Source organism: Brucella sp. IR073 (assembly GCF_049065735.1).
Taxonomy (GTDB): Bacteria; Pseudomonadota; Alphaproteobacteria; order Rhizobiales; family Rhizobiaceae; genus Paramesorhizobium.
Window position 1 is genome coordinate 237487 of record NZ_JBAKHD010000002.1, and the last position, 19889, is coordinate 257375.

A 19889-nucleotide genomic window follows, 5' to 3' on the forward strand; every position below is an offset into this window, starting at 1 on the left:
TCATGGCTGGCCGCGTTTTTCCATGGCGTCGAGGGCAGCGGCGAGGCGCTGCTCCTCGCCATAATAGCGGGCGCGCTCCCACAAAGCCGGGCGCCCGATACCGGTGGAGACATGCTCGCCGATGATGCGGCCTTGCGCGTCCTCGCCCTTGATGTCGTAGGTGAGCAGATCCTGCGTGATGATGACATCGCCCTCCATGCCCACCACTTCAGTGATGTGGGTGATGCGGCGCGAGCCGTCGCGCAGGCGCGCGGCCTGGATAATGACATCCACCGAGCCGACGATGATCTCGCGCACGGTCTTTGCCGGCAGCGTGAAGCCGCCCATGGCAATCATCGCCTCGATGCGGTTTAAGCACTCGCGCGGGCTGTTGGAGTGAATGGTGCCCATGGAGCCGTCATGGCCGGTGTTCATCGCCTGCAGGAGGTCGAACACTTCCGGCCCGCGCACTTCGCCGACGATGATGCGCTCGGGGCGCATGCGCAGGCAGTTCTTGACCAAATCGCGCATGGTGACCTCGCCCTCCCCTTCCAGATTGGGCGGGCGGGTCTCCAGCCGCACCACATGCGGCTGCTGCAATTGCAGTTCCGCCGAATCCTCGCAGGTGATGATGCGCTCGTCGGCATCGATATAGCGGGTGAGGCAGTTGAGCAGCGTCGTCTTGCCCGAGCCGGTGCCGCCGGAGATGATGACATTGCAGCGCACGCGGCCGATGATCTGCAGAATTTCCGCGCCATGCGGCGAGATCGCGCCGAAACGCACAAGCTGGTCGAGGGTCAGCTTATCCTTCTTGAACTTGCGGATGGTCAGCACCGCGCCGTCGATGGCGAGCGGCGGGGCGATGACATTGACGCGCGAGCCGTCCGGCAGGCGCGCGTCGCAGATCGGGCTCGATTCATCGACACGGCGGCCCACCTGGCTGACGATGCGCTGGCAGATGTTAAGAAGCTGCTGGTTATCGCGAAAGCGGATGCCGGTTTCCTGCACCTTGCCGTCGACTTCGATATAGGTCTTGCGCGGACCGTTGACCATGATGTCCGCAATGTCGTCCCGCGCCAGCAGCGGCTCCAGCGGGCCATAGCCCAGCACATCGTTGCAGATGTCGTCGAGCAGTTCCTCCTGCTCGGAAATCGACATGGCCAGATTCTTGATGGCGATGATGTCGTTGACGATGTCGCGGATTTCCTCCCGCGCCGCGTCGGGCTCCATGCGGGAGAGCTGCGACAGGTCGATGGTGTCGATCAGCGCGGAGAAGACCTGGCTTTTCGTGGTGTAATAGCCCTCGTCCTTCTCCCTGACAGGGACGACGGGAGCAGGCGCGCGCACCTGATGAGGCGGCTGGGAAAGGCTGCCCGGCTCGATCACCGCCGCCTGTGCGGGGCTGAGCGCTGGCGATACGGCCATCGCAGGGGCAAGCGCGGGACGGGGCGCCTGTCCCGTTTGCCTTACACCGTCATTGCCTCTTCTGCCAAACATATGCTTCCCACCCGAATCTTTGTTTTAGCCGCGCGAAAACGTGCCCTACTTCCCGCGTGACAGGCGCTCGAGAAGGCTCGTCAGGCCGCTCTTCTTTTTGGCTCGCACCTCGACCCGGCCGGTCAGGATATGCGCGATGTCGCCGATCACGCCCGTAATGGCGTGGGAAGAGTCTGTCTCGCCCAGCATTCGGCCATTGTTGGCGGCATTGCCGAAGAGCTGCGGCTCGAAACCGATCAGTCCTATCGGCTCGACGCCCAGGGGCTCGGCAAAATCGGCGGGCGATATTTCCGGGCGCTTCGGCACGCCGATCTGGTTCAGAATCAGGCGCGGCGGCGTATCGTTGGGTCGCAGGGCTTTCAGCGTGTCGATCAGATTCTTGGCGTTGCGCAAATTGGCGAGGTCGGGCGCGGCGACGATCACCACCTCGTCGGCGCGGGCGAGCGTGGTGCGCGTCCAGCCGTTCCAGCCATGCGGCACGTCGAGAACGACATGGGGCGCGGTGCGCTGGGCGACGTCGATCAGATTGGTGAAGGCATCCTCGCCGAAGTCGAACGGACGGTCGAGCATGGAGGGCGCGGCGAGCAGCGACAAATGGTCGGCGCATTGCGCCAGCAGGCGGTCGAGATAGACCTCGTCGATCCGCTCGGGGGCGAACACCGCATCGGCAATGCCCTGTGCCGGGTCCTGATCGAAATTGATGTTGGCGGTGCCGTAGGGAAGGTCCATGTCGGCGATGACCACATCGCTTCCGAACCGGCTCGAAATCGTCCAGGCGACGTTATGGGCGATGGTGGAAGAGCCGACGCCCCCCTTGGCGCCGATGAAGGCGAGCGAGCGGCCCAGCGGCTCCGCCTCCGGCGCAACGAAGATGGAAGAGATGATGGCGAGGATGTCGGCGAGCGAAACAGGCGCCACGACATATTCGGAAATGCCGCGCCGGATCAGCTCGCGATAGAGCCAGACATCATTGGAATGGCCGATGACCATCACCTTGGATGTGGGATCGCAGACTTCGGCAAGCCGCATCAGCTGGTCGAGCAGCGCGCGCGGCTCGGCCGTCGATTCGACGATCAGCAGATTGGGCGTCGGCGCGCTTTGATAGAACTCGATCGCGGTGGCGATGCCGCCCATATGCACCTTGAGATGGGCCTTCGCCATGCGGCGATCCTCGCCCGCCCGCTCGATGGGCTTGGCGACGCCATCGGTCTCGCAAAAGGCCTGGATCGAAATGCGCGGTATCGGCCGCAGCGATTGCAGGAGCGCGATGTTCTCCTGCCGGAGATAGAAATCCGGATTTTCATCCGTCTCTTCGGTTTCATAGGCCAGATTGTGCATCAATACTCGACCTCCCGCGATTCCTGCCACACGGAGCTGGTGCTCTGTGACCTGTCCTGATAATCGCCGATCACATTGCCGCGCCGCGCCGCGTCGACTTCACCGGGGGCGCGCGGTCCAAGCAGATCGGCCGGATTGGCGATCTGCGCGGCGAGATTGTTCTGGCTGGCACAGCCGAAATTCGCATAATGCTTGTTCTCGACGGTGTTGAGCAGATCGTCAGGCCAGCGTCCGCACGGACCGGCGGCGGCGGTCATGGCGTAATAGGTGATGCGGATGGGCCCGACATCGGGCGAGGCGACCTTGTAGGTCTCCGTCGCAATATTGCCGGGACGCACCCCGCCCTTGCGCAGTACATTGGCGATCTGCGTGCTCAGCCTATAAGCCGCCGCCTCATTATAGGATCCCGAGGGCAGCATGATGTAGACCATGCCGGAGCCATTGGCGCGGTAATTGAGAAGCGCATTCTGAACGATGCTGCGCTGGCTGGCGGAAAGCCTGGTATCGCCATGGCGGACGGGTATATCCACCACCTGCTCGCGCTCGGCGATGGTGATGGGATGATTGGTGCGGTAATCGTCCGGTATGGAGCCGACCGTCATGTTCTGGTTGCTGGCGCAACCGGAGAGGAGGAGGGCGGCGGTGAAGGCGAGAACGTGGCGCATGTGAATCCCCCCCTCTGCCCTGCGGGGCCGGTTGAGCACCCTCCTTCCCCCTTGCGGGGAAGGTGCCCGCGTCAGCGGGCGGATGGGGGTGGTGACGGGTGCGCTTTTGCTGAAGAACGTGGTGAACGCGTCACCACCCCCACCCGACCCTTCGGGCCACCCTCCCCGCAAGGGGGAGGGAGGGTGCGAGCCCGGCCCGGCAGGGCAGAGGGGGGTGTCGCAGCGCAAACGTTTCAGAAACATCTTCTTCCCCCTCACTTGTAAATATAACCGACGACGCCGTGGTAGCGGCCGGACGGAAGCTGCGCTTTGCCGGTGCCATAGACGCGGTTGACCTGGCCGAGGATGTAGCCCGCCGGATCGCTTGCCGGAGCGAAATTGTCATCGGGCCGCGCCAGCGCGTTGCGCGCCACGGGGCGCACCAGATAGGGCGTGACGAGGATGACGAGTTCGCTTTCGTTGCGAACGAAATCGCGGCTGCGGAAGAGCGTGCCGAGGACCGGTATCTTCGATAATCCCGGCATGCCTGATATCGCCTGCCGCGTCTCGTCGCGGATGAGACCCGCGATCATCATCGAGCCGCCGGAAGGCAGCTCCACCGTCGTATCGGCGAGGCGCTTGCGCAGCGACAGGATGTTGCCGGCGGGGCGGCTGCCGCCGGCGCTCATGGCGATGGAGCCTTCCATCGTGGGCTCGGAGACGGAGGTGCGGACCTTGAGGCTGATGCGGCCGGGCGAGAGCACCACGGGCATGAATTCGAGGCCGATGCCGTACTCGATCTTCTCATGATTGGTGACGAGGTTTTCCGCGCCGGTCTTCTCGTTGACCTCGATCTCCTGGCCGGTGATGATGTTGTATTCACCGCCGACCTTGAAAGTCGCCTTCTCGCCCGAGACGGCGGTCAGCGTCGGCTCGGCGAGCGTCTTCATCACGCCCGCCAGTTCCATGGCGTTCAAATAGGCGCTGAGGGTGCCACTGCCGAAACGGCCCGAGATCATTCCGCCCGAATTGGTGATGGCTTGACCCGCGAGAGCGGCGACATTTTCTGAAATGCCGCCATAGGTGATGCCGTCGGCGCTGCCCGAGCCGATCATGTTGACGCCGAGCTGTTTCATGACCGAGCGGCTGACTTCCGCCACCGTCACCTTCAGCGTCACCTGATCGTCGCCGATGGTCTTGATGAGGTTGACGATCTTGCTGGTGCGGCGGGACTCTTCATCCGAGCCGTCGATAATCGAAATGCCGCCGCCGCCGGTCTGCGCCGAGGGGCTGCTGTTATATTGTCCCGTCGTCGCCTCACCACCTGACACGAAGAGTTCCGCGAGCTGGGCGGCTCTCGCCGAATCCTGCGGCGTCTCCACCGTCCCCGTCAGCACCACATTGTCGTTGATGAGCTCGACGGTGATGTCCGAGCCGGGGATATATTTCTTGAGATAATGGTTGAGGCCCGCGACATCGCGCTCGATCTCGAGATCGAGGCTGGCGATCTGCTCGCCGCCCGGCCCGAAGACGAAAATGTTGGTCTGCCCCACCTGCTTGCCGAACAGATAGATGCGCCGCGCCGTGCGCGTCACCGCATCCGCGACATCGGGATTGGCGACGAGGATGTCATAGGCATCGCGCGGCAGGTCGATGACGATGGATTTGTTGAGACCAAGCTTGATGCGCTTGGCGCCGCCGGTCTGGCTGAGCTGGACGATGTTGGCTTGGGCGTGGGCCTCCAAGGGAATGGCCGCAGCAGAAGCGAAAAGCACCATGCCGGCGAAGAGCGCGCTGGAGATTTTCCGAAAGCGGAGACGCCAACCGTTCATCAATAGGCCGCTCAAAAGCGGGTTGCCATTCATAATCATCGTGCCCCCACTTCCGTCACGGTTCCCGATTTGATGAGCTTCACCGTCCCGCGCCGTCCGGGGGCGGATACGAGATAGTCGGCCTCCTTTTCCGCCGGTTCCTGCGCGTCATGCGCGGAGCGCAGCGCGAGGCTGAGGCGGTCGGCCATTTGCTGGGCGACGATGATGATTTCCGATTGCTGCGGGGTCAGCTCCAGTGTCGCCGTCTGGCCGACGATCACCTTGTTGCCCTTCTCATCCTCCTGGATATTCTGGTCGATCGCGAGGACGCGGATGTTTTCCAGGATCGTCTCGGTCAGAAAGCGGCGCTCGCCGCTTGAACCTTCCTGCTTGCGGGTCATGATGACGTCGACGAAATCATTGGGCAGGATGAAGCCGCCGGCGGAGGTGTCGGCGGAAATCTGGGTGGCGACCGCGCGCATGCCCGGCGGCAGCATGGCCGACATGAAGCTCTGGCCCGGGCCGATGAGCTTGGCCTTGCGGATGGGCTCGCCGGTCATCAGCTGCAGGCGCACAGTAGAGCCCTTCAGCTCCTCCATCGCCTGCGGCTCGGCATCGCGGGTGATATAGCCTTCGGTGATCGCATCGGCGGGCCAGGACTGCCAGCGCATCTGCCCGGAGAGCTCAGCGCCGACGCCGAGATTCTCGGTGGCGACGAGCACGTCGCGCAATTCGATCTGCGGCCTCGCATCGGCCGCCTCGACCACAACGGGCGCAGGCGCCGACATGCCCATTGCGATATAGCCCGCCCCGGCAGCGGCAATAACCGCGACGGCCAGAATGACCAAGCGTGCTGACTTCATATTCCCACCCCACGCACCCTACGCGAGGCCACCATGCAGCGGGAATCGTGTAATTATGGTTAACGCAATCTTATGAGATCGAAGAAAGCCGCGTGAGGATCCACAGGCCGAGCGCAGATTGCGGAAAGGTGAGAAGACCGGCGGCGCCGAGCGCTATGCCATAGGGAATGCCGACATCCTTTTGGGCAAGCCGGTGCATGAATTCAAAACGGCCCGCGACAACGGCCAAGGGCGAGCGGCGATAGGCGAGGATCGCCAGCGTCAACATGCCGCCGAGCATGGAACCGATAACGATATAATTGACGAGATCGACGCTCCAGCCGAGCCAGACGGCCGTCGCCGCCATCAGCTTGGCGTCACCCCCGCCCATGGCGCGGATGGCGAAAAGGCCGAAGGTCGCCGCGAGGACCGCAAGCCCGGCGACGAAATGCATGGCGTAGACATCCAATGCCATGCCGGTCAGCGGCGCGAGAATGGCGAAGGCGCCGACGAGGACGAGCGACACGCGGTTCTGGATTGTCATCGACAGAAGGTCGGACACCATCGCGAAGGCCATCGCGAAAGGGAAGATGAGGAGGATGGCTGCTTCGGTCATGGCGGCGTACGCTCAAGCGTTCGTTTCTATTCGCCGGTAATAAACGCCCCGAGGAGGCGGAACGTCGCGTCTAAATTAGCGGAAAGCTGCAAAAGCCCAGCCAGGATGGCGAGGGAGATAAGCGCACCGATCAGGCAATATTCGATCGCAGTGCTCCCGGACTGATCACGGAGATAGCGCTTGAGGATCGTCATCGGGTGCGGCTTTCTGTTTTGAATTCAACCTGGACGAACGAACCGCCCGACTGAGGGGCGGGCGGTTCCTTTGACGCAACTTAGCCGTTGGTATTCGGGGCGGTCGGCGCAGCCGGCGTCGTGACCGTGGTGGCGAGACCATCGAATCTCGTATTGAGGCTGGTGCCCAGAGCTTGGGCTCCGCCGATGATGGCGACGGAAATGAGGGCGGCGATCAGGCCGTATTCGATGGCGGTTGCGCCGGATTCATCCTTGGCGAAGCGCTTGAGAAGATTCTTCATGATTTTGGCTCCTGAACTCTTTGTTGATACAGCACTTCCGTCAACTTGTTGTTCTGGTCTCGTTGATCGGATGGCCGCAACCTAGGAGCAGCGGATTGCAATCGCCTTAAAAAACACCCTTAGGAAAAGGTAAATGCGGGACTTGATTTGATGTGGTTAATCCGAGGGAAATATTTTCCGTCCGTTTTGAAGTATTGGGCGCCATGCGCCTGATTTTTAAACCTTCCTTCACCAATGTGGCTCATGGATGGATAAGGATTTGTTGAGGGCGGGGAGAAGCCACGTGTTACATAAAGGCCGATATGGGATGAGCCGTGCCCTTCTGACGGCCTTAGTTCTTTTAACGGTGTTCGTTACCAGTGCGGGTTCCGCCGCCGCCGATGAGGGCATCAAGCTTCTCACCAATCAGGCGCGCGTGCTCCGCCTCGCCCGGCCGGCGGATACGGTCGTGATCGGCAATCCGAAAATCGCCGATGCGGTGGTGCAGGATTCCAAGACCGTCGTGCTGACCGGCAAGGGCTTCGGCGTCACCAATATCGTCGCCATGGATGCGGAAGGCCGCGCCATTCTCGACAGCTGGATCGTCGTCGGCCGGGACGATACCAAAGTCACCCGCGTCTATCGCCGCGCCACCGTCCAGACGCTCTCCTGCACGCCCTTTTGCGAAGACGCCTATCAGGGTGACGATGCGGTCAACTAATATGGTTGACCTGATGTAACGATTTTTCCTTCAATTTGCCCCCTTCCGCATACGGGAAAGCAACATGTCCGCGCCTATGATGCGGTCATGGGCTAAGGTTGTGGGGAGCCGGGGGACAATGCAATCGCATCAATCAGGATTCATCGCGCTGCTGCGCCGCTTCAGGCGCGACCGCAAGGGCGGGACGGCGATCGAATTTTCGTTTCTGATCCTTCCTTTCCTGCTGCTTCTCTTCTCGATCATCGAAGTCTGCGTCAGCTTCATGGGGCAGCAGCTTTTGTCGAACGCGGTCGACCGGGTCGCCCGGCAATTGCGCACCGGCGAATTACGGGCGGCGGATGTTGAGGGCACCAAGCTGCACAAGCTCATCTGCGACCAGATCGAGATCCTGGTTCCTTCCGGCTGCCCGGGGCTGAGCGTCAATCTGCAATCCTACTCGACATTCGCGGCGGTGCCGAAGAGCGGCATCGTCAATGCGGCCGGGCAATTGAGCCTCGGCAACAGGATCGATCCCGGCGAGGCCTTGTCGATCAACCAGCTCAACGCGCTTTATCGCTGGCCGCTGCTGACCGACATCATGCGCCGGCAGCTGAGCGCCGCGAATGGCGACGGGACCTGGCCGCTCTTTGCGACCAATAGCTGGCAGAACGAGCCTTTCCCGCTCGACAGTTAAGGTATCGGGACCAGGCCAGAGGGGGCAAACCATGAAAATGACGGAAAGGTTCAGCCGGTTCCTGCGCGATCGATCAGGCGTGGCGGCGGTGGAATTTGTGCTGGTCGCGCCGCTGATCATTCTTATCTATCTGGGCGCGGTGGAGCTGAGCCAGGGCATAGAGGTGAGCCGGAACGTCAACCGCACCTCCGGCATCGTCGCCAATCTCGTCGCCCAGCAATCGGTCATCAGGAAAAACCAGCTCGACGATATCCTCGAGATCGGCCAAGCGACGATGTATCCCTATAACCGCGACACGCCGAGCATCAGGATAACGGCCATTCAGGTCGAGGCCACCCCTTCGTCGAATGCATCCGCCACAGTCGCGTGGTCTTATGCCAATGGGCAACTCACGCGCGACGCAAAAGACAGCCAGATCGCCATTCCCGCCTCGTTCAGGGTGGCGGGCATGTTTCTTGTCAAGGTGGATGTCGCCTTGAGCTATGTGCCGATAACCGTCTGGGGCTTGCGCAACATCGCATCTGTCAATGGCGGCCTGCCGCTGGGTGAGACCTACTATTTCTCGCCGATCAATTCGGAGATCATCATCTGCCCGGATTGCTAAAGACAGTTCCTAAAGTTCCGCCTTCTGCCCTGTGATCGCCGACAGCATCTTTTGCGGCATGCGGTAGTCATGCGGGCCGACGGCGACGAAGCCGCCGCCATGCACCCGGTCGAGGAGGTCGTAGACCTCAGGGTCCTGGGTCGAAAGCGAGACCAGGAATCGGCGCAGGATCAGCTTCGCATCAGGGGCCAGATTGCTGCGCACCGCATGAGGGCCATAGCGCAGCAGCGAGGATTCCCAGGCGACCCGGTAGCTGCCCGGTTTCATGCCATACTTTGCCAGGCGCGACAGTGTGCCGCCGCTCGGGGCCTTATCGTCGCCGCTGGACGGCACCCAGCCGAAAAATCCATCGGCCTTGCCGGCGACGAACAGCTTCTCCGCATTTTCGAGCGAACCGGCATTGATGAAGGTTTCGCGGACGGCATCGGTGTCTCTCCCCGAAACCATATAGGCCGAGACCGGACCGAGCGACGCCGCCTTTGCCGCCTCGGCAGGCAGGGCGATGCGGACGCCCTTCAGGTCCTCGCCACCGATGCCGGGGCGCAGCAGGAGGATGGAGCGGATGCCGAGCGAGCCATCGGCTCCAACTGGTGCAACCAGCGGCTCGACGCATTCGCATGCGGCGTAGGCGGCGGCGTAAGCGGCGGCGGTGTCGATTGCATAATCGACCCGCTCGGTCGCCTGCGCATCCACCAGCGCCGGAATGTCGGGAAGCACCACCAGCTCGACCGGCATGTCGAGCGCCTTCGCATAAGCCGATTTCAGCTTTTCGATATCGGCAGGCGGAAGCTCGGCAACGCGCGGCGACGCCACGCCGATGCGGAACTGTCCCATCTCCTTGCGCCAGTCGGCATGGGCGGCACTGGTCAATCCAAGAACGGCGATGCTGCCTAGAACCAGCAGTCTCGAAAAGGCATTGGCGGAAAGCATTATTCAGAAACCCTCAATGGTTTCCCACTTGGCTTTTTATGCATCGTTCGCCCTATGCCGGATTGTGTGGCGCAAGGGTTAAAGCTCCGTTAACCATGATGAATTTTTCGTGGCCCGGCGCATGGTTTGTGTTCGCGAGGATTTTCTTCTATCTCTGGCCGCAACAGATGGACCAATCCAATGCCAAGAGCCTTTCTTTTCGTGCTTGATTCCTTCGGTATCGGCGGCGCGCCGGATGCCGGTCAGTTCGGCGATGCGGGTGCGGATACGCTCGGCCATATCGCCAAGGCCTGTGCCACCGGCGCGGGCGACCGGGACGGCCTGCGCTCGGGCCCGCTGAGCCTGCCGAACATGACCGCGCTGGGACTCGCCCAGGCGGCGAAGCTAGCGACAGGCAGAATTCCGGACGGGCTTGACGGTGCGGTGTGCCCGAGCGGGCTCTGGGGCGCGGCGCAGGAGGTCTCGCGCGGCAAGGACACGCCGTCAGGCCATTGGGAGATTGCGGGCGTGCCCGTCGCCTTCGACTGGGGCTATTTCCCTCATAGCGTCCCCGCCTTTCCAGCCGATTTCCTCGCAGAGATCGCGCGGCGGACCGGCATACCAGGCACGCTCGCCAATTGCCATGCGTCGGGGACGGAGGTGATCGAGCGCTTCGGCGAAGAGCATGTCGCAACCGGCAAGCCGATCTTCTACACCTCAACCGATTCCGTCCTGCAGATCGCGGCGCATGAGACCTATTTCGGCCTCGAGCGGCTATATGATCTCTGCGCCGTTGCCCGCGCGCTGGTCGATCCCATGAATATCGGGCGCGTCATCGCGCGGCCCTTTACCGGCGACACGGCGGCGACGTTCCAGCGCACCGGCAACCGCCGCGACTATTCGGTACCGCCGCCCGAGCCGACCGTTCTCGACCGTCTGGCGGAGGCCGGGCGCAAGGTGATCGGCGTCGGCAAGATCGGCGACATCTTCGCCCATCAGGGCGTCACCGATGTGCGCAACGCCAATGGCAACATGGCGCTGTTCGACGCGACGCTGCAAGCCATGACGGATGCGCGCGACGGGGATCTCGTCTTCACCAATTTCGTCGATTTCGACATGCTCTACGGCCACCGCCGCGACGTGCCGGGTTACGCCGCCGCGCTGGAAGCCTTCGACAGGCGCCTGCCGGAAGCCTATGCGCTGATGCGGGCGGGCGACCTCCTGATCCTCACCGCCGACCATGGCTGTGACCCGACCTGGACAGGAACAGACCATACGCGCGAGCGGGTGCCGGTGCTGGTCCATGGCTCGGGGGCGGGCGAAATCGGCATCCTCCCGACCTTCGCCGATATCGGCGAGACGGTGGCCGCGCATCTGGGAATTCCTGCCGGCAAGCACGGTACGAGCTTTCTTCGGCCGTCATTCTCGGGCTTGTCCCGAGAATCTACGACGGTGAAAACCCAATGACCGTCCTGATTGGCTTTGCGTTGCAGATTCTCGGGACAAGCCCGAGAATGACGACCGAGGTGCGCAAGAATGCCTGAACTCCCCGAGGTGGAAACCGTCCGGCGCGGGCTCGAGCCGGTCATGGAGGGCGCGCGGATCGTTTCCGTCGAACAGCGGCGGCCGGATTTGCGCTTTCCCTTTCCCGAGCGCTTCGCGGCAAGGCTCGAAGGCCGGCGCATCGAGGCGCTGGGGCGGCGGGCGAAATATCTGACCATGCATCTCGACGACGGGCTTTCGATCATCAGCCATTTGGGCATGTCGGGCTCCTACCGCATCGAGATGGAAGAGACGGCGGACGCGCCGGGCATGTTCCATCACGACCGCTCGAAGAACGCGCTGCACGATCACCTCATCCTGCATATCCAGCGCAAGAAGGGCGGCGTCGCCCGCATCGTCTATAACGACCCGCGGCGCTTCGGCTTCATGGTGCTGGCGGAGCCGGGGGAGCTGGACAGCCACCCGATGCTGAGCGGCCTTGGCATCGAGCCGACAGGAAATGCACTTTCCGGCGAAATTCTTGCGCGCCTCTTTGCGAACAGACGCGCGCCGCTGAAAGCCGCGCTTCTCGATCAGCGCCTGATCGCGGGGCTCGGCAATATCTATGTCTGCGAGGCGCTCTGGCGGGCGGGCCTTCTGCCGACGCGGGAGGCGGGAAGCCTTGGCGGCGCCGGCGAGGCCGACGCGCTCGCCATCGCCATCCGCGAGGTCATCGCCGAGGCAATCACGGCAGGCGGATCGACCTTGCGCGACCATCGCCAGGCCGATGGCACGCTCGGCTATTTCCAGCACCGTTTTTCCGTCTATGATCGCGAGGGCGCGCCCTGCCCGCGCGCGGGCTGCGGCGGCACCATAGCGCGCATTGTGCAGAGCGGGCGTTCGACCTTCTTCTGCGCCCGCTGCCAGAATTAATCATTGGAGGAGCCGGCCATGGCCTATCACAACATCATCGTCGAAACTTTCGGACCGGTCGGCCTTATCAGGCTCAACCGCCCGGAGGCGCTCAATGCCCTGAACTCCGCGCTTCTTGGCGAACTCAACGCCGCGCTTGCCGATTTCGACACGGACGAGGAAATCGGCGCGATCGTGCTGACCGGCTCGGAGAAGGCTTTCGCCGCCGGGGCCGACATCAAGGAAATGCAGCCGCTCGAATTCGCCGATGCCTATAAGTCTGATTTCATCGGCGAGTGGGAGAAGGTCACCCATATCCGCAAGCCCATCATCGCGGCGGTGGCGGGCTATGCGCTGGGCGGCGGCTGCGAGCTTGCCATGATGTGCGATTTCATCATCGCGGCGAGGACGGCCAGATTCGGCCAGCCTGAGATCACGCTCGGCATCATGCCCGGCATGGGCGGCACGCAGCGGCTCGCCCGTTTCATCGGCAAGGCCAAGGCGATGGATCTGGTGCTCACCGGGCGGATGATGGATGCCGACGAGGCGGAGCGCGCGGGGTTGGTAGCGCGTGTGGTGGCGAGCGAAGAACTGGTCGACGAGGCGATCAAGGCCGCCGGCAAAATCGCCTCCTTCTCGCGCCCCGCCGTCATGATGGCCAAGGAAACGGTCAATCGCGCCTATGAGACGACGCTCAGCGAGGGCCTGCGTTTCGAGCGGCGGCTCTTCCATTCCATGTTTGCGCTGGAAGACCAGAAAGAGGGCATGAGCGCATTCGTCGAGAAACGGACGCCCGCCTTCAAGCATCGGTAGGTGATCGGGCGATATTTGATTGACGTCTGTGGAAAGCTGATCTATAAGCCCGCCACGGTTTGGCTGCCACCAGGGTGGCCCATATGGTTTCACGCCCGGCAGAGGCCGGATAGCTGACAGAAAAGAGAGGCATTCATGGCCAACACTCCTTCGGCCAAGAAAGCGGTGCGCAAGATCGAAGCCCGCACGGAAGTCAACAAGGCTCGCCGTTCGCGCGTGCGCACCTTCCTGCGTAAATTCGAGGACGCCGTGGCGAGCGGCAACAAGGCAGCCGCCGAAGCCGCCTTCAAGGCTGCCGAGCCGGAAGTGATGCGCGCCGCCAGCAAGGGCGTGGTGCACAAGAACACCGCCTCCCGCAAGATTTCCCGTCTGGCCAAGCGCCTGAAGGGCATGGCTGCCGCCTGATCGGTTTTTCTATATTCTCTAATGAAACCCGGCTTATCATTAGCCGGGTTTTTTATTTGCGTCGCAAGGACATGGTTAACGCCAGCGCTCCGGGGCCAAGTTTTTGCGTATCCGCGAAGGTAATATTTATGTAAAAAATCATTTGCGAAAAAAAGAATGAACGGCGCTATTTGTTTAGGTTTTTCAAAGAGTTGCTCGCTACTGTCCACAGATATCCACAGGCAGGCGAAGAATCCCCGGCGAGCAAAAATGTCAAGCAATTTTTTAAAATTTTTTTCCGGTGCGCGGGGCGCGCGCGCAGGAAAAATGGAGGGCGGAAAAACGCGTTGAATCCGAAGACCTTATCGCATTAACCATGAGGCGAGCGCCTTGCGGGAGGGCCGCGGGAGGGGTCAAAGGCTTAAAAAACGGTAAGCTTCGCACTTGCCCTTGCCGCCCCGGTTTTTGTAATGTCCTCCCCATCGAGAGGGATGGGCCACCGGCCCAGGTCAGCAAAAAACGACTGTCAATTCGAACGCAGATTCCATCTGCGGACGGTGTTCCATTGTCTGAAGACAAGGTGATGGAAAAATGGGGATGCTGGAGTGCAGGCTTGGAATTTACCGGGCATTAACCGGAACGAACATTTGCGCGGCAAATGAAAATTTGAATGGTTGTTGAAAGGCGGCGTTCAGGCAATCAGCAACGGGCGGAGGGAGAGTGAGTCGTAGAGACCAGCCGGAGCAAGCTGGGCAATACGGGTCGGGTGGACCCAGGAAATAACAAGAAGTGCCGGAAACGGCGCGCCGGAAAAAGAATGACAGGCGAGGCAAGATGATTTTGAGCAGCAAGGCGAATGAAGAGATGCGCAATGAGGCGTACAATTCCGCCATTCCGGCACTACCAGTTTCAGGCTCCGAGAGGGATGTGATGGATGCGAATGGCGAGGCCGTCTTCGAACGGCTGATGAGCAAGCTGAAGGCGCGTGTCGGCAGCGAGATTTATTCCAGCTGGTTTGGCCGCCTGAAGCTCGATGAGATTTCGAAGAGCGTCGTTCGCCTCTCCGTTCCCACCGCCTTCCTGCGCTCCTGGATCAACAACCATTATGCCGATCTCCTGACCCAGCTCTGGCAGGAAGAAAACGACCAGATCCTCAAGGTGGAAGTCGTGGTGCGCAGCGTCAGCCGCGCCGTCCGCGCGCCCTTGAGCCAGCCTTCCGGCGATGTCACGGAAGCGACGCGCACGCCGGTTCGTGAAAAGATCGTCTTTCCCGTCGGCCAGTCCAACAGCGACAAGCGCATGGCGCCTGTTCCCGCCGAGGGCGCCAATCAGAGCTCGGTGCTCGGCTCTCCGCTCGATCCGCGCTATACGTTCGAAAGCTTCGTCGACGGCGCGTCCAACCGCGTCGCGCTTGCCGCCGCCCGCACCATTGCCGAGGCCGGCTCGAGCGCCGTGCGCTTCAACCCGCTGTTCATCCACGCCTCGGTCGGCCTTGGGAAAACCCATCTGCTCCAGGCCATTGCAGCGGCGGCGCTGAAGCGCCAGGAAAAGGCGCGCGTCGTCTATCTGACGGCGGAATATTTCATGTGGCGCTTCGCCACCGCTATCCGCGACAACAACGCGCTCTCCTTCAAGGAGCAGCTGCGCGACATCGATCTCCTCATCATCGATGACATGCAGTTCCTGCAGGGCAAGTCGATCCAGCACGAGTTCTGCCATCTCCTGAACACGCTGCTCGACAGCGCTAAGCAGGTGGTGGTGGCTGCCGACCGTGCGCCGTCCGAGCTGGAATCGCTCGATGTGCGGGTGCGCTCGCGCCTTCAGGGCGGCGTCGCGCTCGAAATTGCCGCGCCTGATTATGAGATGCGGCTGGAAATTCTGAAGCGCCGCCTTGCCGCCGCCAAGGTCGAAGACCAGACCCTCGACATTCCTGAAGAGATCCTCGCCCATGTGGCGCAGACCATCACCGGCTCGGGCCGCGAGCTGGAAGGCGCGTTCAACCAGCTCATCTTCCGCCAGTCCTTCGAGCCCAATCTCTCCATCGACCGCGTCGATGAACTCCTCGGCCATCTGACCCGCGCGGGCGAGCCGAAGCGCATCCGCATCGAGGAAATCCAGCGCATCGTCGCGCGGCACTATAATGTCTCCAAGCAGGACCTGCTTTCCAACCGGCGCACGCGCACCATCGTGAAGCCACGCCAGGTGGCGATGTATCTCGCCAAGATGATGACGCTGCGCTCGCTCCCCGAAATCGGCCGCCGCTTCGGCGGACGCGACCACACCACCGTGCTCCATGCGGTGCGTAAAGTGGAGGATATGGTTGGAGCCGACCAGAAGCTGGCGCAGGAGCTGGAACTCCTGAAGCGGCTCATCAACGACCAGGCCGCCTGATCAATCAGAACAAACGGTTATCAACAGAAAGCAGGCCCGGGCAGGGGGCATGACCGCTCCCGGGCTTGCTTTTATGCCTTGGTTTCTGCCACTTTATACCCCCTTGGGGTGGGCTTCCCGCCCTTCTGGCCAGGCGGAGCAAATGGTCCGCGCAGGCCCGCAGCCAGTCGAGTCCAGTCTATCATGCGTGTTGCTCTCGAACGTTCCAATCTTCTGAAGTCGCTCAACCACGTTCACCGCGTCGTCGAGCGGCGCAATACCATTCCCATCCTGTCGAACGTGCTGCTCAATGCCGACGGCACGAGCCTCAAGATGAAGGCGACGGACCTGGATCTGGAGATCACCGAGGCGACCCCGGCGCAGGTGGAGCAGGCAGGCGCGACCACGGTGCCGGCGCATCTGCTCTATGACATCGTGCGCAAGCTGCCTGACGGGGCGGAAGTGCTGCTCGCCACCAATCCCGACGGCAATTCGATGGCGGTTTCTTCCGGGCGCTCGAATTTCCGCCTGCAATGCCTGCCGCAATCGGATTTTCCCGAGCTTACCGCCGGGTCCTTCACGCACACATTCCAGCTGCCGGCAACGGCGCTGAAGCGCCTCATCGACCGCACGCAATTCGCCATTTCCACGGAAGAGACCCGTTATTACCTCAACGGCATCTATCTGCATTCCATCGAGGACAATGGCGCGCTGAAGCTGCGTGCCGTGGCGACCGATGGCCACCGCCTGGCGCGCGCCGAACTGACCGCGCCCGCCGGCTGCGAGGCCATGCCCGGCATCATCATTCCGCGCAAGACGGTCGCCGAACTGCAGAAGCTGATGGACGATCCGGAGCTGACCGTCACGGTCGAGCTTTCCGAAGCCAAGATCCGCTTTACCATCGGCTCCGTGGTGCTGACCTCAAAGCTGATCGACGGCACTTTCCCGGATTACCAGCGCGTCATCCCGCTCGGCAATGACAAGAAGCTGACGATCGACCGGCAGAGCTTCGCCGCCGCCGTCGACCGCGTCTCGACCATTTCGAGCGAGCGGGGCCGTGCCGTGAAGCTCGCCATAAACGATGGCCAGCTGACGCTCACCGTCAACAATCCGGATTCCGGCAGCGCCACGGACGAACTGCCCGCCGACTACGACGCCGACGCCATTGAGATCGGCTTCAACTCCAAATATCTCCTCGACATCACCTCGCAGCTCTCCGGCAGCGACGCCATCTTCCTCTTGGCGGATGCCGGATCGCCGACCTTGGTGCGCGACACCGGCGACGAGGACGCGCTCTACGTGCTGATGCCGATGCGCGTCTGACCGTGAGCGATTCCATAGAGGCAAATGGCAAACGGCCGGACCGGGTGGCGGTCCGACGGCTGCAGCTTGCGCAGTTCCGCAACTATGCCGGCCTCTCGCTTACGCTTTCGCCTAGGCATGTGGTGCTGACGGGCGAGAACGGGTCGGGCAAGACCAATCTTCTCGAAGCAGTTTCGTTTCTCTCGCCCGGACGGGGGCTGCGCCGCGCCACCTATACGGATGTGACGCGCAATGGAGCGCCGGATGGATTCGCCATTCACGCGACGCTGGAATGCGAGACTTATGGCGAGGCGGAGATCGGCACGGGGCTTGCCGGTAATGCGCCCGGCGACACGGCGCGCAAGGTGCGCATCAATGGCGTGCCGGCGGCCTCCAGCGACGACCTCCTCGATTATTCCCGCATCCTCTGGCTCACACCGGCGATGGATGGGCTCTTCACCGGTCCCGCGGGCGACAGGCGGCGTTTTCTCGACCGCATGGTGCTCGCCATCGACACCGCGCATGGAAAGCGCGTGCTCGACTATGAGAAGGCAATGCGCAGCCGCAACAGGCTCTTGACCGAGGAGCGCAGCGACGCGGCCTGGCTCGACGCCATCGAGGCGCAGATGGCGGAGCTCGGCACGGCCATCGCCGCCGCACGGGCGGAACTGATGCATCTCATCACCGCCATGATCGAACGCCTGCCGCAGGAAGGGCCGTTTCCGCAGTCCGACTGCGCCCTTGAAGGCACGCTGGAGGAGCGTATCGCAAGCATGGCTGCGGTTGATGTGGAGGAGGATTTCCGCCGCGCGCTTCGCGACGGCCGCCCGTGCGACCGTGCGGCGGGCCGCACACTCGACGGGCCGCACCGCACCGACCTCATCGTCTGCCACAGGCCGAAGGCGATGCCCGCGGCGCTCTGCTCCACCGGCGAGCAGAAGGCGCTGCTGATCGGCCTCATCCTCGCCCATGCGCGCCTGACAGGAGAATTGTCCGGCATGGCGCCGATGCTGCTTCTCGACGAAATCGCCGCGCATCTCGACGAAGGACGCCGGGCGGCGCTGTTCGGCATTATCGACGATCTGGGTGGCCAAGCCTTCATGACCGGCACCGACCGCGCACTGTTCGATGCGCTGGGGAATCGAGCGCAGTTTTTTACGGTGTCGGGCGGGGTGTTGCAGGCAGAGTAGTTTGCCGGAGCGCTGGCGCTCTACGTCGCCCCCCTCTGTCCTGCCGGACATCTCCCCCGCAAGGGGGGAGATTGGTCGATACGGCTCGCCTCGCTCATTCTGCAACGCCGGTAATTGATGCCGGCGCTGATGAAAGTGTAATCTCTTCCTTTGCGAAGGAGATGGCCGGCAGGACAAAGGAGGCGTGCCGGACGAGACCATCCAGAATATTATCTCCGCGCCTCGATCACCTTAAACCCCTCCGCTACCTCCAGCACCTCCACTGCGCGGAACAGCGCTTGCAACGTCGCCTCATAAGGCAATTGCCGGTTTGCAACGAGGAGAAGTCTGCCGCCGGGCTTCAGCCTCTTGGCGGCGGTGGCGATGAAGCCTTGGCCTAGCGAGACATCCGCAGCGCGGGCGGTGTGGAAGGGCGGGTTCATGATGATGGTGTCGTAAATCTCTGTCACGGGGTCGCCGACAAGGTCGTGCCAGTAGAAGGTGACAGGGATGTCCCCAGCAAGCCCGGACAGGTTGCTGCGCGCGGCTTCCAGCGCCTCGTAATCCGCCTCGTAGAGATCGAGTTTTTTCATCTTTGCGGGATGTTTCAGGCACTCGGCGGAAAGATAGCCCCAGCCCGCGCCGAAATCCGCCACCGCACCGCTCAACCGGCCCTTGAGATGGCGGGCGAGTAGCGCCGATCCCCGGTCGATCTCGCCATGGGAGAACATGCCGGGCGCGGTGTGGAACTGCCCATCGACAAGCGCCGGAGCGGGATGCAGGACCTCGATTGCATCGTCGGTGAGGTCTACCGGACGTGTCAGCCAGAAAGCAACGGCGTGGTTCTTGGAGAGGCGATCCTCGCTGGGAGCGAGCTTCTCCACCCATTTGCGGAAACTGTCGATGCCGAGCTTCTTGTCGCCGCAGACGACGATGAGACCGCCGGGCATAACACTGGCCAGCAGGTCGGCGAACCATCGCTCGTTTCGCCCGCGATGCTTGCCGAGGAGAAGAAGGCCACCGTCGAAGCGATCCCTGCCGTCAAGACGCGGCATGGCATGGAAGCCCGCCCGCTCCAGTTTGATAAAACCCGGACGGAAGGGCTGGATAATCGTGAGCGCCTTTTCCCATTCCCTGCCCAGCGCCGCATCGGCCTCAATGCCGAAGGCGAGGAAGCGCGTGGAATGCCCCTCACCCTTACCCTCTCCCCGCAGGCGGGGAGAGGGTAAGGGTGAGGGGCAATCTGCCGGTAAAGGCAATATGCCGTTCTCGAAAGGCAGAAAGAGTGTCTGTTGTGCGAGCGAAACCATGCGCCCTTACAGCACGAAACCGCCAAATAAAAAAGCGCGCCCGGAGGCGCGCTTTCAGA

At 62.4% G+C, this 19889-nt stretch carries 19 protein-coding genes and 1 pseudogene; 10 read left to right on the forward strand and 10 right to left on the reverse strand.

What is annotated here, in order from left to right; genetic code table 11:
- The 8 genes from ACOWVG_RS04905 to ACOWVG_RS04940 all read right to left on the reverse strand — a co-directional run bounded on the left by ACOWVG_RS04905 (position 1) and on the right by ACOWVG_RS04940 (position 7202).
- Positions 1 to 1476 carry a CpaF family protein gene (locus ACOWVG_RS04905; protein WP_420960386.1) on the reverse strand — a complete coding sequence of 492 codons (1476 nt, stop codon included), beginning with the start codon at positions 1474 to 1476 and terminating at the stop codon, positions 1 to 3.
- Between the two features lie 45 nt (positions 1477 to 1521).
- Positions 1522 to 2814 carry an AAA family ATPase gene (locus ACOWVG_RS04910; RefSeq protein ID WP_420960785.1) on the reverse strand — a complete coding sequence of 431 codons (1293 nt, stop codon included), beginning with the start codon at positions 2812 to 2814 and terminating at the stop codon, positions 1522 to 1524.
- Positions 2814 to 3479: a CpaD family pilus assembly protein gene (locus ACOWVG_RS04915; protein WP_420960387.1), complete on the reverse strand. Its 666-nt coding sequence runs from the start codon at positions 3477 to 3479 to the stop codon at positions 2814 to 2816. The genes ACOWVG_RS04910 and ACOWVG_RS04915 overlap by 1 nt, the downstream gene beginning before the upstream one ends.
- A gap of 254 nt (positions 3480 to 3733) precedes the next feature.
- Positions 3734 to 5329, reverse strand: coding sequence for a type II and III secretion system protein family protein (locus tag ACOWVG_RS04920; protein WP_420960388.1), 1596 nt, complete (start codon positions 5327 to 5329; stop codon positions 3734 to 3736).
- Positions 5326 to 6132 (reverse strand): Flp pilus assembly protein CpaB, encoded by an 807-nt coding sequence (gene cpaB, locus ACOWVG_RS04925; RefSeq protein WP_420960389.1) that lies wholly within the window; start codon positions 6130 to 6132, stop codon positions 5326 to 5328. Before cpaB ends, ACOWVG_RS04920 begins: the two co-directional genes overlap by 4 nt.
- Positions 6133 to 6202: 70 nt before the next feature.
- Complete coding sequence (locus ACOWVG_RS04930; protein ID WP_420960391.1) at positions 6203 to 6727, reverse strand: A24 family peptidase; 525 nt, start codon at positions 6725 to 6727, stop codon at positions 6203 to 6205.
- A 26-nt stretch (positions 6728 to 6753) separates the two neighbouring features.
- On the reverse strand, positions 6754 to 6921 hold the full coding sequence (locus ACOWVG_RS04935) for a Flp family type IVb pilin (RefSeq protein ID WP_420960392.1): 168 nt from the start codon (positions 6919 to 6921) through the stop codon (positions 6754 to 6756).
- A gap of 80 nt (positions 6922 to 7001) precedes the next feature.
- Positions 7002 to 7202, reverse strand: a complete 201-nt coding sequence (locus ACOWVG_RS04940; RefSeq protein WP_420960393.1) for a Flp family type IVb pilin — start codon at positions 7200 to 7202, stop codon at positions 7002 to 7004.
- Between the two features lie 307 nt (positions 7203 to 7509).
- Here ACOWVG_RS04940 and ACOWVG_RS04945 point away from each other — a divergent pair, with 307 nt between their 5' ends.
- From ACOWVG_RS04945 to ACOWVG_RS04955, 3 genes are all read left to right on the forward strand, one after another.
- Positions 7510 to 7902 carry a pilus assembly protein N-terminal domain-containing protein gene (locus ACOWVG_RS04945; RefSeq protein ID WP_420960394.1) on the forward strand — a complete coding sequence of 131 codons (393 nt, stop codon included), beginning with the start codon at positions 7510 to 7512 and terminating at the stop codon, positions 7900 to 7902.
- 118 nt (positions 7903 to 8020) lie between these two features.
- Positions 8021 to 8575, forward strand: a complete 555-nt coding sequence (locus ACOWVG_RS04950; RefSeq protein WP_420960395.1) for a TadE/TadG family type IV pilus assembly protein — start codon at positions 8021 to 8023, stop codon at positions 8573 to 8575.
- Positions 8576 to 8606: 31 nt separating this feature from the next.
- Entirely contained in the window at positions 8607 to 9179 is a 573-nt protein-coding gene (locus ACOWVG_RS04955) for a TadE/TadG family type IV pilus assembly protein (RefSeq protein WP_420960396.1), read from the forward strand.
- Positions 9180 to 9188: 9 nt separating this feature from the next.
- Here ACOWVG_RS04955 and ACOWVG_RS04960 read toward each other — a convergent pair whose 3' ends face one another.
- On the reverse strand, positions 9189 to 10109 hold the full coding sequence (locus tag ACOWVG_RS04960) for a phosphate/phosphite/phosphonate ABC transporter substrate-binding protein (RefSeq protein WP_420960397.1): 921 nt from the start codon (positions 10107 to 10109) through the stop codon (positions 9189 to 9191).
- Between the two features lie 180 nt (positions 10110 to 10289).
- Between ACOWVG_RS04960 and ACOWVG_RS04965 the strand changes: the two genes are divergently transcribed.
- From ACOWVG_RS04965 to recF, 7 genes and pseudogenes are all read left to right on the forward strand, one after another.
- Complete coding sequence (locus ACOWVG_RS04965; protein ID WP_420960398.1) at positions 10290 to 11555, forward strand: phosphopentomutase; 1266 nt, start codon at positions 10290 to 10292, stop codon at positions 11553 to 11555.
- 69 nt (positions 11556 to 11624) lie between these two features.
- The gene (gene mutM, locus ACOWVG_RS04970) at positions 11625 to 12503 is read left to right on the forward strand and encodes a bifunctional DNA-formamidopyrimidine glycosylase/DNA-(apurinic or apyrimidinic site) lyase (protein ID WP_420960399.1); all 879 of its coding nucleotides are present in this window, start codon (positions 11625 to 11627) and stop codon (positions 12501 to 12503) included.
- Positions 12504 to 12521: 18 nt separating this feature from the next.
- Positions 12522 to 13295: an enoyl-CoA hydratase gene (locus ACOWVG_RS04975; protein WP_420960400.1), complete on the forward strand. Its 774-nt coding sequence runs from the start codon at positions 12522 to 12524 to the stop codon at positions 13293 to 13295.
- A gap of 135 nt (positions 13296 to 13430) precedes the next feature.
- Positions 13431 to 13700 (forward strand): 30S ribosomal protein S20, encoded by a 270-nt coding sequence (gene rpsT, locus ACOWVG_RS04980; RefSeq protein WP_420960401.1) that lies wholly within the window; start codon positions 13431 to 13433, stop codon positions 13698 to 13700.
- A 924-nt stretch (positions 13701 to 14624) separates the two neighbouring features.
- A pseudogene (gene dnaA, locus ACOWVG_RS04985) lies at positions 14625 to 16070 on the forward strand (chromosomal replication initiator protein DnaA); the annotation flags it as partial.
- Between the two features lie 183 nt (positions 16071 to 16253).
- Positions 16254 to 17372 carry a DNA polymerase III subunit beta gene (dnaN, locus tag ACOWVG_RS04990; protein ID WP_420960402.1) on the forward strand — a complete coding sequence of 373 codons (1119 nt, stop codon included), beginning with the start codon at positions 16254 to 16256 and terminating at the stop codon, positions 17370 to 17372.
- Positions 17373 to 17374: 2 nt separating this feature from the next.
- The gene (recF, locus tag ACOWVG_RS04995) at positions 17375 to 18541 is read left to right on the forward strand and encodes a DNA replication/repair protein RecF (RefSeq protein ID WP_420960403.1); all 1167 of its coding nucleotides are present in this window, start codon (positions 17375 to 17377) and stop codon (positions 18539 to 18541) included.
- A gap of 209 nt (positions 18542 to 18750) precedes the next feature.
- Here the strand turns inward: recF and ACOWVG_RS05000 are convergent, their stop codons facing one another.
- On the reverse strand, positions 18751 to 19830 hold the full coding sequence (locus ACOWVG_RS05000) for a class I SAM-dependent methyltransferase (protein WP_420960404.1): 1080 nt from the start codon (positions 19828 to 19830) through the stop codon (positions 18751 to 18753).
- Positions 19831 to 19889 lie beyond the last annotated feature (59 nt).